The organism is Phaeobacter italicus, assembly GCF_001258055.1.
In the GTDB taxonomy this organism is placed as follows: domain Bacteria; phylum Pseudomonadota; class Alphaproteobacteria; order Rhodobacterales; family Rhodobacteraceae; genus Phaeobacter; species Phaeobacter italicus.
This window is the reverse complement of the sequence record NZ_CVRM01000002.1, coordinates 1-14131: the sequence shown is the minus strand read 5'-3', so window position 1 is coordinate 14131 and position 14131 is coordinate 1. Positions and strand designations below refer to the sequence as shown.

10 protein-coding genes are annotated in these 14131 nt (G+C 59.8%); 7 read left to right on the top strand and 3 right to left on the bottom strand.

Annotated features, from left to right (window positions below):
• Positions 1–58: 58 nt before the first annotated feature.
• A complete protein-coding gene (locus NIT7645_RS00695; protein WP_008558986.1) occupies positions 59–1897 on the bottom strand; it encodes a methyl-accepting chemotaxis protein in 1839 nt (612 codons plus the stop codon).
• Between the two features lie 929 nt (positions 1898–2826).
• On the opposite strand from NIT7645_RS00695, the gene NIT7645_RS00690 reads away from it, so the two are divergent.
• From NIT7645_RS00690 to fdhF, 4 genes are all read left to right on the top strand, one after another.
• A complete protein-coding gene (locus tag NIT7645_RS00690; RefSeq protein ID WP_224834257.1) occupies positions 2827–3288 on the top strand; it encodes a winged helix DNA-binding protein in 462 nt (153 codons plus the stop codon).
• Between the two features lie 168 nt (positions 3289–3456).
• A complete protein-coding gene (locus NIT7645_RS00685; RefSeq protein WP_008559894.1) occupies positions 3457–4356 on the top strand; it encodes a LysR family transcriptional regulator in 900 nt (299 codons plus the stop codon).
• Between the two features lie 51 nt (positions 4357–4407).
• Positions 4408–6138: an NAD(P)H-dependent oxidoreductase subunit E gene (locus NIT7645_RS00680; RefSeq protein WP_008561949.1), complete on the top strand. Its 1731-nt coding sequence runs from the start codon at positions 4408–4410 to the stop codon at positions 6136–6138.
• Positions 6139–6141: 3 nt separating this feature from the next.
• Positions 6142–8916, top strand: a complete 2775-nt coding sequence (gene fdhF / locus NIT7645_RS00675) for a formate dehydrogenase subunit alpha (RefSeq protein WP_050685781.1) — start codon at positions 6142–6144, stop codon at positions 8914–8916.
• Between the two features lie 62 nt (positions 8917–8978).
• On the opposite strand, the gene NIT7645_RS00670 is transcribed toward fdhF, so the two are convergent.
• Entirely contained in the window at positions 8979–9260 is a 282-nt protein-coding gene (locus tag NIT7645_RS00670) for a DUF1330 domain-containing protein (RefSeq protein WP_008559855.1), read from the bottom strand.
• 105 nt (positions 9261–9365) lie between these two features.
• Between NIT7645_RS00670 and NIT7645_RS00665 the strand changes: the two genes are divergently transcribed.
• Positions 9366–10247 (top strand): LysR family transcriptional regulator, encoded by an 882-nt coding sequence (locus NIT7645_RS00665; protein ID WP_050685779.1) that lies wholly within the window; start codon positions 9366–9368, stop codon positions 10245–10247.
• Here NIT7645_RS00665 and NIT7645_RS00660 read toward each other — a convergent pair.
• Complete coding sequence (locus NIT7645_RS00660) at positions 10228–10887, bottom strand: TetR/AcrR family transcriptional regulator (RefSeq protein ID WP_050685777.1); 660 nt, start codon at positions 10885–10887, stop codon at positions 10228–10230. The genes NIT7645_RS00665 and NIT7645_RS00660 overlap by 20 nt on opposite strands.
• Before the next feature lie 157 nt (positions 10888–11044).
• Between NIT7645_RS00660 and NIT7645_RS00655 the strand changes: the two genes are divergently transcribed.
• Both NIT7645_RS00655 and NIT7645_RS00650 read left to right on the top strand, forming a co-directional pair.
• The gene (locus NIT7645_RS00655) at positions 11045–13108 is read left to right on the top strand and encodes an NADH:flavin oxidoreductase (RefSeq protein WP_050685775.1); all 2064 of its coding nucleotides are present in this window, start codon (positions 11045–11047) and stop codon (positions 13106–13108) included.
• A 1-nt stretch (position 13109) separates the two neighbouring features.
• On the top strand, positions 13110–13841 hold the full coding sequence (locus NIT7645_RS00650) for an NAD(P)-binding domain-containing protein (protein ID WP_008559432.1): 732 nt from the start codon (positions 13110–13112) through the stop codon (positions 13839–13841).
• The last annotated feature ends 290 nt before the right edge of the window (positions 13842–14131 follow it).

The window sequence follows — 14131 nt, the reverse complement described above, 5'->3', positions numbered from 1 at the left end:
TGATGCAGAAAACGGCGCGGGTTTCCGCGCCGTTTTCTTGTTGGAATGTTGCGGGATCCTAGAAATCTTCCCAACCGACAGCTGCGCTGCTGGGTTCGGCGTCGAAGAAGTCATCGCCATGTGCAGAAGGTGCCGGGCTTGCCGCGACGGCGCGCGCCGGTGCCGGGGCTGCGGACATGGAGACCACGTTGCCAGCCGATTTTCTGGTCCGGAAGACCGAGACCTGCTGCGCCAGTTCATTGGCATCATTGCGCAGGATCTGGCTCGCGGCGGTGGATTCCTCGACCATAGCGGCGTTGTGCTGTGTCACCTGGTCAAGCTGGGTGACGCCCGTGTTGATTTCGGCAAGGGTTGTTGACTGCTCTTGCGCGCCGGTTGCGATGCCGGACACATGGCCAGAAATCGTCGCGACCCGCTCAATGATCTGTTGCAGTTCCTGACCGGCGCGACCAACCAGATCCACACCATCGCCGACGTGGCTGGTGCTTTCGGTGATCAACTGCTTGATCTCCTGAGCCGCGTCAGACGAGCGCTGCGCCAGCGCACGCACCTCGGAGGCCACAACCGCGAACCCGCGGCCAGCCTCGCCCGCGCGCGCGGCCTCGACCCCGGCGTTCAACGCCAAGAGGTTGGTCTGGAACGAAATGTCGTCAATGACAGAGATGATCTGCGAGATTTTCTCGGACGACTTCTCGATCTTGGACATCGCATCGACCGCACGTGTGACAACCTCTCCGCTGTTGATCGCGGTGTCCTTGGCTTCGGACACGATGCCTTCGACCTCACGCGCGCCATCAGCTGCAGAGCGCACGCTGACAGTCAGTTCTTCCATCGCGGCCGCTGTTTCCTCGAGCGTGGCCGCCTGGCTTTCCGTCCGGCTGGACAGATCGCCGGAGGACTGGCTGATTTCTTCGGAACTTGCGCGGATGCGATCGGTGCTTTCGATCACGGCGTCGATGATGCCGACCATCTTTTCAACGGTGTTGTTGAAGTTCTGGCGCAGGCTTTCGTAGTCCTCTGAGAAGGCCTCATCGATTGTGCGCGACAGATCCCCATCAGCCAGCTGGGCCAGCCCCTGATTGAGGCGTTCGACCACTTTCTTCTGCACTTCCTGTGCAAGCTGACGTTCTGCCTCAACCGCGCGAGCGGCGGCAAGCTGGGTTTTCAGCGCCTCGGTCTGGCGGGCAATCTGACCAATTTCATCCCCCCGGTTCTGATAGCCGGTCGGGTGGTCATAGTCGCCTTCGGCAAGATGATTGATGGCCTGACCCACATCGCTCAGTGGGCGCGACATCATCGAACGAAGCGCAAAAACAGACAAGGTGAGCATCACGATGAATGCGCCAGCTGCCAGGATAAACGCGCGGATCTGGCTGGGTGCGACCTCTGCCAGTGCCACGTCGGGTGACCAAGACATGCCAACCGCACCCACGATAACGGTGCCTGCCGCCCCTGCCGCAGCGGGTGCGGCAACGAAATAGCCATTCTCGCTGAACTCCATCTGCCCGGATTCCATCGCCTTCTGGGCGACGGCGGTCAGCTCTGTGATTTCACTTTCGGTGCCGGTGCCTGTTGATGCAACGGTCTTGCCCTTGGAGTTGATTGCAAGGCCGTGAACAGCACGACCATTTGACATCTCAATCAGTGAGTTCAGATCCGTTTCCAGCCGCTCAGCATCGCCAAAACGGATGGCACCGCCGCTTCGTGCGGCAACGGTTGCTGTCACGCCCTCGGCCAGGGTGTTGACGCCACTGTTGACAGCTTCCCCCAGAATTTTCTGATTTTCCCAGGTCAGGAACACGGTCACAACCAGCGTTGATACGGCGATCAACAGACTGCACTTTGCAAAGACAGACAGCCGGTTCAATACCGCCTTGAATGGATTTCGGAGTTTCATTTCAGCACCTTTCAGTCACCAGTCCGCCAGTTTGGAAGACGGTCGATCAATATGTCGGCTGGGCAGCCAACGTCCCCCAGGGGCGCAGAGGCATAAATGTTCTGCGCCATCGTTTGTGTTGTCCCCGAAGCGCGAGGCGGGGGCCCCGACCATGGAATAATTTCCGTTCCGCCCCAGGCGGACGCGGGGAGACGCAGACGATGGAACTCGTGCCACTGGGGTGATTTGAACGGGGCTGGGCGTGACGCAGCTGAGGTGGGCCGCGAAAAGACGATCCATCCGACGGATCAGATCGCTCGCAGCACCGAGTGCCGTGTTAAGTGTTCGCCTTGCTTCCAATTCACACACCTTCTCTGGGAATGCTCGTCTGCAAACATTCGCCAGCTAGAATAGGAATCAGGGCTTACTGCACTCTTAACACTGCGCAGGCAGGTCTAACTGTATGCTTTCAATTGCAACTATCGGTCTCGCGCTGTCGCCGTATCCTAAAGGTCAAGCTCGCGCAGTCGGTTTTGCGATTCTTTTACGTTGGCGGGGTAGGGGGATCATGCACGGCAGAGGGAAATCTGGGCCTGGGGGAACGTCAACTTTAACTATGATGACATGCTTTATCTATTAAGTGTTGCCACCATGTGTTATTTAAAGGTTGAGTTGATTTTTATTTTTCCCTTATTGTACAATGCCTTGGTCGAGATATGTCGGAAATGGACTGAAAATTGGTGCACGGACGGGTTGAAAGATATCTGTGCATAATTACTAAGAGGGGAGAGGTGTGGGGAGTTTTTAGGAAACAGACCGAGTGGTCCTCCGTTTTGACGAAGAGCGGCGGCCCGCAACGGACTAAGGAGAATTCTGTGGACACATTTTCTGGTTCTTCACATTCGAAAGCGCCTGAAGACCTGGGTAAGCGACAAGGCGTGGAAGAAGATTTGAGTGACTTCGAATTTGCCCTGATGCGGACCTTTGAAGGTTTCGCGCGCTGGCAGTCGGAGTGTTTTGGCCTGGTTTCCAATCTGTCGGCCTCGGGACCTGAGATCACGCTATTGAACGTGATCCGCATGAATGACCGGCCCAAGACCATCAAGGAACTGGCCCGCGTGACCAATCGCGATGACGTGCCCAATATCCAGTATTCTTTGCGCAAGCTCGCGTCTGCGGGGCTGATCCGCAAGATGGGGTCCGGTCGCGGCGGGGTGACGTATTCTGTCACCGACGAAGGCCTGAAGGTTACAGCCGATTTTGATGCTGAACGCCGTCAGTTGCTGCTGGATGCGATGGCACAGGTACCCGGTCTGGCAGAGCGTGTCGCAGAGGCCAATCGCGTGATGGACGTGATGACAGGGATCTATGATGGGATTTCCCGCTCCGCGACAGCACGCCGCCAGATCTGAGCTGATACATTAAGGCAGTGCCGCCCACGGGCGGGTCTGTCTGCTCGGTCGGCCCTCGACACCTCCGTTTGATCTGTGCAGATTGGCACGGCTGCGCTGATGTTTGGTGCCCGACCGGGTAGGAAGCGGAACCGACGTGGCGTGACCTGCTTAATGGAGCCATCGGCCGTGATCGAACTCAAGGATCTCAAGCTACTCAGCGCGCTTGCGCGGCACCGCCATTTTGCGAAGGCCGCGCAGGAAAGCGGCATGTCCCAGCCTGCGTTTTCCATGCGTATTCGTAATCTGGAAGACCGGCTTGGCGTCTCTATCGTGCGTCGCGGCAACCGGTTTCAGGGCCTCACGGAAGAGGGGCTCATGATCGTGCGCCGGGCGCGCGGCATCCTCGACGACGCCAAAGCGCTGGAGCAAGAGGTTGCAGCCGCTCGGGGAGAGGTGACGGGCACATTGGTGCTGGGGGTGGTCCCGACGGCGACAGCCTATGCAGCCCAAATGGTGGACCGGTTGCACCTGACCCACAAACGGGTGCTGGCCCGCATTGAGGTGCTCAGTTCGCTCATGATCCAGCAGCGCCTGTTTGACGGCACAATTGATGCGGGCGTGACCTATCATGACAGTATGGGCGCCGATCAGGTCATCATCCAGCCGCTTTATGAGGAAAGCTATGTTCTGGTCGCGCCGGATGCGATGCTGGCAGAGCGGCTGGGCGAGGGGAGCGAAAGCATCACATGGGCCGAGGCCGCAGAGCTGCCGTTGAGTCTGTTGGAGCCGCAGATGCAGAACCGCCGCATTCTGGACCGTATTTTCGAAGAGCAGGGCCTGCGCCCTGTTGTTCGATCTGATTCCGGGGGCTTCATGGCTGCGATGGTCATGGCGCGGGCTGGATCGGTGGCGACGATCCTTCCGCAGGCGCTTGTTGACGCGCTGGGACCGCTGGAAGGCACCACGGTGCTGCCGCTGGTAGACCCCGCGCCAAGCAAACCAATTTCGATGGTGACTCTTGATCGCCAGCCCGCGCTGACGACTGTGCAGGCCCTTCGCGAGGTGGTTGCCGATTTCGTGCAATAAGCGTTCGTTATCGTACCTTCGAAAATTACGATTTGACGATAGGCTTCTTCAATGGAATGCCGCCATTTGTGGCAGCACGAAGTGGAGGTCATCGTGGCACCGTTGGACAATAGCAAAGGCGTTTGGAAATCCGGCAAGGGCAAGGGGCGCAAAACCCCCAAAGGCCGTCAGCTGGAAGATCAGGCGCATAGCGAGGTTCTGGAACTTCTCGGCGACCGGCCCCGCAATCGGGACTTGTTGATCGAATTCCTGCATCTCATTCAGGATAAATTCGGTCATCTGAGCGCTGCGCATATTCGCGCGCTTGCCGAAGAACTGCGCACAGGTCAGGCAGAGATCTATGAAGTTGCGAGCTTTTACGCCCACTTTGATGTGGTGCGCGAAGGCGAGACACCGCCGCCTGCTCTGACCATCCGGGTCTGCGACTCGCTGTCTTGCGAACTCGCAGGAGCTCAGCAGCTGCAAAAGGCGCTGGAAGACGGTCTGGATGCCTCTCAGGTTCGTGTGCTGCGCGCGCCCTGCATGGGCCGCTGCGACACCGCGCCAGTGCTGGAAATCGGCCACAATCACATCGACCACGCGACCGTCGAGAAGGTCGAAGCGGCGATTGCAGCAGATGACACCCACGCCCATGTGCCGGACTATGAAACCTTCGCCGCCTATGAAGCGGACGGTGGCTATGCCACGCTGAAGGACCTGCGCGCAAATGGCGACTGGGAAGCGGTTCAGGCAAAAGTCAAAGAAGCCGGCCTTCGCGGCCTGGGTGGCGCTGGCTTCCCTTCCGGCACCAAATGGGGTTTCGTGCGCGCCAATGAAGGGCCGCGTTACCTCGCCGTGAATGGCGATGAAGGCGAGCCTGGCACCTTCAAGGACCGCTATTACCTGGAGCGCACCCCGCATGTCTTCCTTGAGGGGATGCTGATCGCGGCATGGGCGGTCGAAGCGGAGAAAGCTTTCATCTACATGCGCGACGAATATCCGGCAGTGCTGGAAATCCTGCGCCGCGAGATCAAGGCGCTGGAAGACGCCGGCATCGTCGAGGCAGGCTACATCGACCTGCGCCGCGGGGCAGGGGCCTATATCTGCGGTGAAGAAAGCGCCATGATTGAATCGATCGAGGGCAAACGCGGCGAGCCGCGCCACCGTCCGCCATTTGTGGCGCAGGTGGGGATCTTTGGCCGTCCGACCCTCGTCCACAATGTCGAAACCCTTTACTGGGTCTGCAAAATCAATCGCGAAGGGCCGGAATGCCTGAACTCGGTTGAGAAGAACGGCCGCAAGGGACTGCGTAGCTATTCGGTGTCCGGCCGGGTGAAGAACCCGGGCGTGCATCTGCTGCCCGCCGGCTCCACCATCACCGATATTATCGAAGCCTGCGGCGGAATGCTGGAAGGTCACACTTTCAAGGCGTATCAGCCGGGCGGTCCGTCCTCGGGCCTGTTGCCTGCGTCGATGCATGACGTTCCGCTCGACTTCGACACGCTGCAGCCGCATGGCACCTTTATCGGGTCCGCTGCGGTGGTGGTCCTGTCCGATCAGGACTCTGCTCGCGACGCGGCGCTGAACATGCTGCGCTTCTTTGAAGATGAAAGCTGCGGCCAGTGCACCCCCTGCCGGGTCGGCTGTGAGAAAGCCGTCAAGCTGATGAGCGAAAAGAAGTGGGATCAGGGCCTGCTGGAAGAGCTGAGCACCGCAATGGTCGACGCCTCGATCTGCGGCCTTGGCCAAGCTGCGCCGAACCCGATCCGTCTGACCATGAAACACTTCCCCGAGGAGGTCTGAGCCATGAGCGATAAAGTTACATTCACACTCGATGGCGAACAGGTCACGGCCGAGAAGGGCCTGACCATCTGGGAAGTCGCCAATGGCCGCGGGCTGAAAATCCCGCACCTGTGCCACAAGCCGCAGCCGGGCTACCGCCCGGACGGCAACTGCCGCGCCTGCATGGTGGAGATCGAGGGCGAGCGCACGCTGGCTGCCTCCTGTATCCGTGAACCCGCCGAGGGCATGGTTGTGACCACCAACAATGCGCGCGCCGAGAACGCCCGCAAGATGGTGATGGAACTGCTGGTGGCTGACCAGCCCAAGCGGGAAGAGGCACGCGATAAGTCCTCTCATCTGTGGGATATGGCGGAGCTGAACGGGGTTTCAGAGTCACGTTTTCCCAAGCTGGAAAAGGACCGCATCCCGCTGCTGGATGACAGCCATGTGGCGATGAAGGTCAATCTGGACGCCTGTATTTCCTGCAATCTCTGTGTTCGCGCATGTCGCGAAGTGCAGGTCAACGACGTGATCGGTATGGCCGGGCGCGGCCACGATGCCTATCCGGTGTTTGATATCGCGGACCCGATGGGTCAGTCCTCTTGTGTGGCCTGTGGCGAATGCGTGCAGGCCTGCCCGACCGGCGCCCTGATGCCCGCCACGGTGATGGATGACAATCAGGTTGGTGACAGCAAGGACTACGACAGCGAGACCGAAAGCGTCTGCCCGTTCTGCGGTGTCGGCTGTAAGGTGTCGCTGAAGGTCAAGGACGGCAAGGTCAAGCACGTCGAGGGCATCAATGGCCCGGCGAACGAAGGTCGCCTGTGTGTCAAGGGCCGCTTCGGCTTTGACTACATCCACCACCCGCACCGCCTGACCAAGCCGCTGATCCGCCGCGACGACGCGCCTGCAAAAGGCCTGAACGTCGATCCGGGCAACCTGTCGACCCACTTCCGCGAGGCGACTTGGGAAGAGGCGATGGATCTGGCCGCCAAGGGCCTGATGAAGCTGCGCGATGAGAACCCGAAATCGGTGGCGGGCTTCGGCTCGGCGAAATGCACCAACGAAGAGGCCTATCTCTTCCAGAAGTTCATCCGTCAGGGTTTCAAGCACAACAACGTCGACCACTGCACCCGTCTGTGCCACGCCTCATCTGTTGCGGCCCTGATCGAAAACGTGGGTTCCGGCGCTGTGACCGCGACCTTCAACGAGATCGAAAACGCGGATGTGGCGATCGTCATCGGCTCCAACCCGATCGAGAACCACCCGGTGGCTGCGACCTATTTCAAACAGTTCACCAAGCGCGGCGGCAAGCTGATCGTGATGGATCCGCGCGGCGTCGGCCTGCGCCGGTTTGCCACTGAAATGGTCCAGTTCCGCCCCGGCGCAGACGTGTCGATGCTGAACGCGATCATGAGCGTGATTGTCGAGGAAGGCCTGTACGATCAGGAATACATCGACAAATACACCGAGAACTGGGAAGCGGAAAAACAGCATCTGGCGCAATTCACGCCTGAGAAGATGTCGGAAATCTGTGGTGTCAGCCCTGAGCAGCTGCGAAGCGTTGCGCGCATCTTTGCGGGCGGCAAGGCAGGCCTGATTTTCTGGGGCATGGGCGTGTCCCAGCACATCCACGGCACTGACAACTCGCGCTGCCTGATCTCGCTGGCTCTGATGACCGGCAACGTGGGCAAACCCGGTGCTGGCCTGCATCCGCTGCGCGGCCAGAACAACGTGCAGGGCGCGTCTGACGCGGGCCTCATCCCGATGTTCCTGCCGGACTATCAGACCGTGACCTCGGATGATGTCCGCAAGAGCTTTACCGATGTTTGGGGCGGCGGCGACTTCTCGAACGAGAAGGGCCTGACCGTGACCGAGATCGTGGACGAGGCTTACGCAGGCAACATCAAGGGCATGTATATCCAGGGTGAAAACCCGGCGATGTCCGACCCGGATGCCGACCACGCGCGCGATGCCTTTGCCAAGCTGGAACTGATGATCGTTCAGGACATCTTCCTGACCGAGACGGCGAACTATGCCGACATCATCCTGCCGGCTTCGGCGCTTTATGAAAAGAACGGTACCGTGTCGAACACCAACCGCCAGGTGCAGCGGGTGCGCCCCGCGGTGGCTCCTCCGGGTGAAGCGCGTGAGGATTGGCAGGTCACTGTCGAACTGGCGCAGCGCATCGGCCTGCCGTGGGACTACAAGGATGTCAGCGAAGTCTTTGCCGAGATGAAGCTGAACATGAAGTCGCTGAACAACATCACCTGGGAGCGGCTGGAAACCGAGACCATCACCTACCCGTCGCTGCATGAGACCGATCCCGGTCAGGCGATTGTGTTCGGTGACGGCTTCCCGCGTGCTGATGGCCGGGCCCGCTTTACCCCGGCTTCCGTCATCCCGCCGGATGAGGCGCCGGATGCAGAGTATCCGATGATCATGACCACCGGCCGCCAGCTGGAACACTGGCACACCGGCTCGATGACCCGCCGCTCCAAGGTTCTGGATGCGGTGGAGCCGGAGGCGAACTGCTCGCTCAACCCCAAGACGCTGCGTGCGATGGGTGTAGAGCCGGGTGACATGGTTCGCCTGACGACCCGGCGTGGTTCGATCGAAATCATGGCGCGGGCCGACCGGGCCATTGCCGAGGATATGGTGTTTGTGCCCTTTGCCTATGTGGAAGCTGCCGCAAACATTCTGACCAACCCCGCGATTGACCCTTATGGCAAGATTCCGGAGTTCAAATTCTCTGCTGTTCGGGTGGAAAAGGTCGAAAGCCAGATCGCGGCAGAATAAGCCGGGACAAGTAACATCAAGGAGAGCGCGGCGCCCATGGCGTCGCGCTTTTTTGTTTGCCGTCAGGCGAGCAGTGTAATTGCACAGTCGCCGGCAGCGCGGCGCAGCGCGTGGGTGGCAGCAAGTTCAGGATCTGAGATCCATGCCTGCGCGGCGTCGACAGTTGGAAATTCCAGGATGACACCAATTCCCGTTTCGTCCCGCTGGCCTTCGATGACAGTCTGCTGAGGGCTGGAAACCAGCGGCTTGGCACCATGTTTGGCAAGGGCGGCCCCGGCCTTTTGGCGGTAGGCGGCCATTTTTTCGGCATCTTTCAGGACGAGGTTTACGTAGACATAGGCCATTTCGGCGCTCCTCTTTCGTTTGGTTTTTCGATGCTTCTGAGATGGCTTGGCGCGGCCCAAGAGAAAACACATGCTTTTGCCTGATTGATGTGCGAAAACGCATGTATGCAGATCAACTGGGATGACATGCGCACGATCCTTGCCCTTGTAAGGGCCGGGTCGCTGGCTGGGGCGGCAGAGATTTTGGCCGTCAGCTACACGACAGTGGCCCGAAGGGTGCAGCGGGCGGAGGAAATGCTGGGCCAAACCCTGTTCGAGCGGCGCCCGGAAGGATACTCGCCGACGACAGAGGCCCGAAACCTGGCTGCGGCAGCAGAGCGGATGGAGGCGGTAGAGCAGGATGCGCTGAGGCAGATTGCCGGCAACGACCGGGACATGACTGGTCCATTTGTTCTGACCGCGCCTCAATTGTTGATCGACACGCATCTTGCGCCGTTCCTCAAGACGTTTTGTGATGACTACCCGCAGATCGACCTCACGGTGCGGGCTACCAACACCATTCTCGATCTCACCCGGAGAGAGGCGGATGTTGCGATCCGCATTTCTTCTTTGCCGGGGGATAATCTGGTCGGACTACGGCTTGCAGATCAAAAGACCGCCTGTTTTGGTCATCCAGACCTGATCAGCGCAGCAGAGGCGGACCCGTCGGCGCGTCTGGATTGGGTGATCTATTCTGGCTACGACGCGCCACCAAAGATTGCCCTGGCAAAATATCCCAACTACCGCATAAGGGCGCGGTTTGATGAAATGACATCACTGATTGCGGCTGCGCGGGCGGGGATGGGCGTGGTCAGGATGCCGGTCTATCTGGGGCAATACTCGCCGGATTTCGTCGCGCTGCCCGGGGTGCCCGCGCAGGACTATGCCCCGATCTGGGTTCTGAGCCATCCTGATCTTCAGCGTTCGAGCAAGATCGCTGTTTTCAAATCGGCGCTAAAGGGGTTCTTTCGCGACCGGCAGGCCGACTTTACCCGACTTTTGCCTTAGGCCACTGCTGAGGATCCGGCAGGCGCCAGGCGTGGCGGGTCATGAAGCGATCGATGTCTCTCTGGGTCGGGTGCACGCCGCTGAAAATATGGATATACGTGGGCATCTGCGCGATCCTGCGGTCGTCCTGTTCGCATACCTGCATGGAGAGATAGCCGATCTGGGTATAGATCACGGTTCTCGCACGAATGCGCGCATCGTCAGGCGAAAATCCGTGACGGACAAACATATCCGCAATGGCTTGTTCGCGGCGCTCGTCAGCAAGGTCAAGGCGGTCCTGCAACCCGGCGTCGGTGCGGGCCCAATTGCGGATCGCCAGATCCAGTCGGCCATCAAACAACTCCGGATCAAGCCAGCAGTCGAACAGATTGAACAATGCCTCTGCGATGCCCTCCGCGTAGGCTTCGGTCCGGGTCACGAGATTGCCGGTGTTGCGCTCTTCCCAGCGTCTGACCATCGCTTCCAAGAGTTCGTCCCGGTCCTTGAAGTGCCAGTAAAACCCGGTGCGCGCGACGCCGAGACGTTTGGCCAACGGCATGACCTTGACCGCATCGACACCGCTGTCCGTGAGGACGTCATAGGCAGTGTCCAGCCAGGCCTCGGCGGATGGGGTCGGGCGGGAGAGTGGGGCATCTGTCATATGTGTGGCCTATCAATCGCGTCGCTCGGCAGCAAGATTCTTGACAGATTTGGCGATTTACTTGACACATATGTCAAGTGGGGTGATGCACCAACAGTCGCGCCGTCGCCTCGCGTTGCCCAGAGACCAGACCGCACGGTCACTTCAGGAGACTACCATGTCCAAAGATCCGCTGCTGCAACCCTACCAGCTGAAACATCTCACCCTGCGCAACCGGATCATGACAACCAGTCACGAACCAGCTTATCCCGAGGACGGTATGCCCAAAGAGCGCTATGCCGCCTATCACGCGGAACGGGCCAAGGCGGGGGTGGCGCTGGCGATGACGGCAGGCTCTGCGGCGGTTTCCCGTGACAGCCCGCCCGTCTTCAACAACATCCTTGCTTACAAGGACGAGGTTGTGCCGTGGATCCGCAACCTGACGGATCAACTTCATGAACACGGCTGTGCGGCGATGATCCAACTCACCCATCTTGGTCGACGCACCGCCTGGAACAAAGGCGACTGGCTCCCATCGCTCAGCTCATCCCGTCACCGCGAGCCGGCCCATCGTGCGTTTCCGAAGCTGGCGGAGGACTGGGATATTGCGCGTATCATTTCCGACTTTGCCGACGCGGCCGAGCGGATGAAAGAGGGGGGGATGGATGGGATCGAACTGCAGGTCTACGGCCACCTGTTGGATCAGTTCTGGTCCCCTCTGACCAACGATCTGGATGGCCCTTATGGTGGCCAGACCCTCGACAGTCGCATGAAGCTGCCGATGGATGTCTTGCGCGCCGTCCGCGAGAGGGTGGGAGAGGCGTTTATCGTCGGCCTGCGCTACACGGCTGATGAGGCAGAGGCAGGCGGTATTTCCCCCGACGAAGGAATTGAGATCTCCAAACGGCTGGCGGCCAGCGGCATGGTGGATTTCCTCAATGTGATCCGCGGGCGGATCCATACGGACCCGGCCATGACAGATGTGATCCCGGTGCAAGGCATGCCTTCTGCCCCGCATCTTGATTTCGCGGGCGAGGTCAAGCGGGCAACGGGATTGCCAACTTTCCACGCGGCGCGCATTCCGGATGTTGCGACTGCGCGCCATGCAATTGCCGAGGGGCATCTGGACATGGTCGGCATGACGCGGGTCCATATGGCGGACCCGCATATCGTGCAAAAGATCCTGACCGGGCGTGAAGAGGATATTCGCCCCTGTGTGGGCGCCACCTATTGTCTGGACCGGATCTATCAGGCGGGGGATGCACTGTGCATTCACAACGCGGCAACGGGTCGGGAACTGACCATGCCCCATACCATCAGTCGCGCACAGCACGCCAAGCGGGTGGTGGTGGTCGGCGCAGGACCTGCGGGCCTGGAGGCGGCACGGGTCGCCGCAGAACGCGGCCATGAGGTGACGGTAATTGAAGCTGCACCGGATCCAGGCGGGCAGGTCCGCCTCACGGCGCAGTCCGCACGGCGGCGCGAGATGATCGGCATCATCGACTGGCGAATGGCACAATGTGCGGCGATGGATGTGCGTTTCAACTTCAACACCTGGGCAGAGCCTGAGGACGTCACTTCCCTCGACCCAGATGTTGTCATCATCGCAACGGGCGGCCTGCCAAACCTCCATCTCTTTGAAACAAAGAGCGAAGCGGCGCATGTGGTTTCGAGCTGGGACATCATCTCTGGCGATGTGACACCGGCGGGTTCAATTTTGATCTACGACGAAAGCGGCGACCATCCTGCCCTGCAGGCCGCAGAAGTCGCGGTTCAGGCCGGGGCACAGGTTGAAGTCATGACACCGGACAGGATGGTGTCACCAGAGATCATGGCGATGAACCTCGTCCCCTATATGCGCAGCCTGCAAGACAAGGACGTTACATTCACCGTGGCCCGCCGCTTGCTCGGAGTGGAGCGGGAGGGAAACCGGCTCAGCGCGGAGATCGGAACCGACTACAGCGCCCATCGACAGCGCAAGAGCTACGATCAGGTCGTGGTGAACTACGGAACCCTTCCATTGGATGATCTGTATTTCGACCTGAAACCGTTGAGCATCAACAAAGGCGCAGTCGATCAGTCCGCATTGATTGCCGGGCGTCCCCAGCCAACGACCGCTGGCGCGCATTCGGGGGCGGCCCCCACGGGCGGTTTTCAGCTGTTTCGCATTGGCGATGCGGTCTCTGCCCGCAATACGCATGCGGCCATCTATGATGCGTTGCGTTTGATGAAGGATATCTGACATGCGCCTTGGCTTTCTTGGATGTGGCACGATTGCCGCGGCGGTTGTGCACGGGCTTGCGGGCAGGGGACACGACATAACCGTGTCAGAGCGCAGCGAGGCGACATCGACGACCCTGGTGTCTCTCTATCCGGAGGTCAGCAGAGCCCCCAATCGACAGGTGATCGACCAAAGTGATGTCATCTTTCTGGGTCTGATGGCCGAAGGGGCCGGGCAAACCCTGCAGCAACTGCGCTTTCGCGAAGGTCAGCAGGTTGTGTCCTTCATGGCGGGCATGGGCCTTGAGGATCTCACGGATCTCGTCCGCCCCGCAGCAGCGCAGGCTGTCATGATGCCTTTTCCCGGTATCGCGCAGGGGGGCTCTCCCATCATGGCGCTCGGTGATATTGCGCTCCTGTCGGCGATCTTTGAACCGCAGAACCGGATCTTTCCCCTTTCTGATCAGGCCGAGCTGGAGGCCTATCTGGCTGCTCAGGCCGTTTTGTCCCCTGTTGCGCGTCTGATTGCAGATGCGGCCTCCTGGCTGGCCCCGCAGGTCGACGATCCACAGGCGGCAGAGGCGTTCTTGCGGATGTTGGTGTCAACCAGCCTGGAGGCCTCCTCCGCAGAGACGCTCATCGAGGCTCTCAATACTCCGGGTGGCTATAACCAGCGCCTGCGTCTTCATATGGAAGGCTGCGGATTGCGCTCTGATCTCGAAACCGGCCTGTCTTCCCTCCACCCAGGTCATTGAGTGGCTGGTTTTTGGTGGTTTGGGGGCTGTGATTTGGGTGACTCGGGTGATTTGGCTGTGGGTAAGTTGGGGTGTGCTGTGGGTAAGTAGTCGGGCGGCGGCCTTTGGGGGGATTTTGGCGGAAAACCGGGTCAGGTTTGCTGACTTTGTTGCCGTGTAACCAATTGTTTTTATTGCATTTTGCATTTTTCTTGACGGAAGGCCGCATTTTCCTACATTTTCGGGTTGCGGGTGTTTGTTGTTTTACTTAGAACCCCCTTCACCGGCGGCGCTGAGGCGCTTGACGGTGT

What these genes read in the sequence shown, in the direction of transcription:
- NIT7645_RS00695 (WP_008558986.1), bottom strand. Translation starts at nt 1,897, where the DNA reads ATGAAACTCCGAAATCCATTCAAGGCGGTATTGAACCGGCTGTCTGTC.
- NIT7645_RS00680 (WP_008561949.1), top strand. Translation starts at nt 4,408, where the DNA reads ATGGAATGCCGCCATTTGTGGCAGCACGAAGTGGAGGTCATCGTGGCA.
- fdhF (WP_050685781.1), top strand. Translation starts at nt 6,142, where the DNA reads ATGAGCGATAAAGTTACATTCACACTCGATGGCGAACAGGTCACGGCC.
- NIT7645_RS00670 (WP_008559855.1), bottom strand. Translation starts at nt 9,260, where the DNA reads ATGGCCTATGTCTACGTAAACCTCGTCCTGAAAGATGCCGAAAAAATG.
- NIT7645_RS00665 (WP_050685779.1), top strand. Translation starts at nt 9,366, where the DNA reads ATGCAGATCAACTGGGATGACATGCGCACGATCCTTGCCCTTGTAAGG.
- NIT7645_RS00660 (WP_050685777.1), bottom strand. Translation starts at nt 10,887, where the DNA reads ATGACAGATGCCCCACTCTCCCGCCCGACCCCATCCGCCGAGGCCTGG.
- NIT7645_RS00655 (WP_050685775.1), top strand. Translation starts at nt 11,045, where the DNA reads ATGTCCAAAGATCCGCTGCTGCAACCCTACCAGCTGAAACATCTCACC.
- NIT7645_RS00650 (WP_008559432.1), top strand. Translation starts at nt 13,110, where the DNA reads ATGCGCCTTGGCTTTCTTGGATGTGGCACGATTGCCGCGGCGGTTGTG.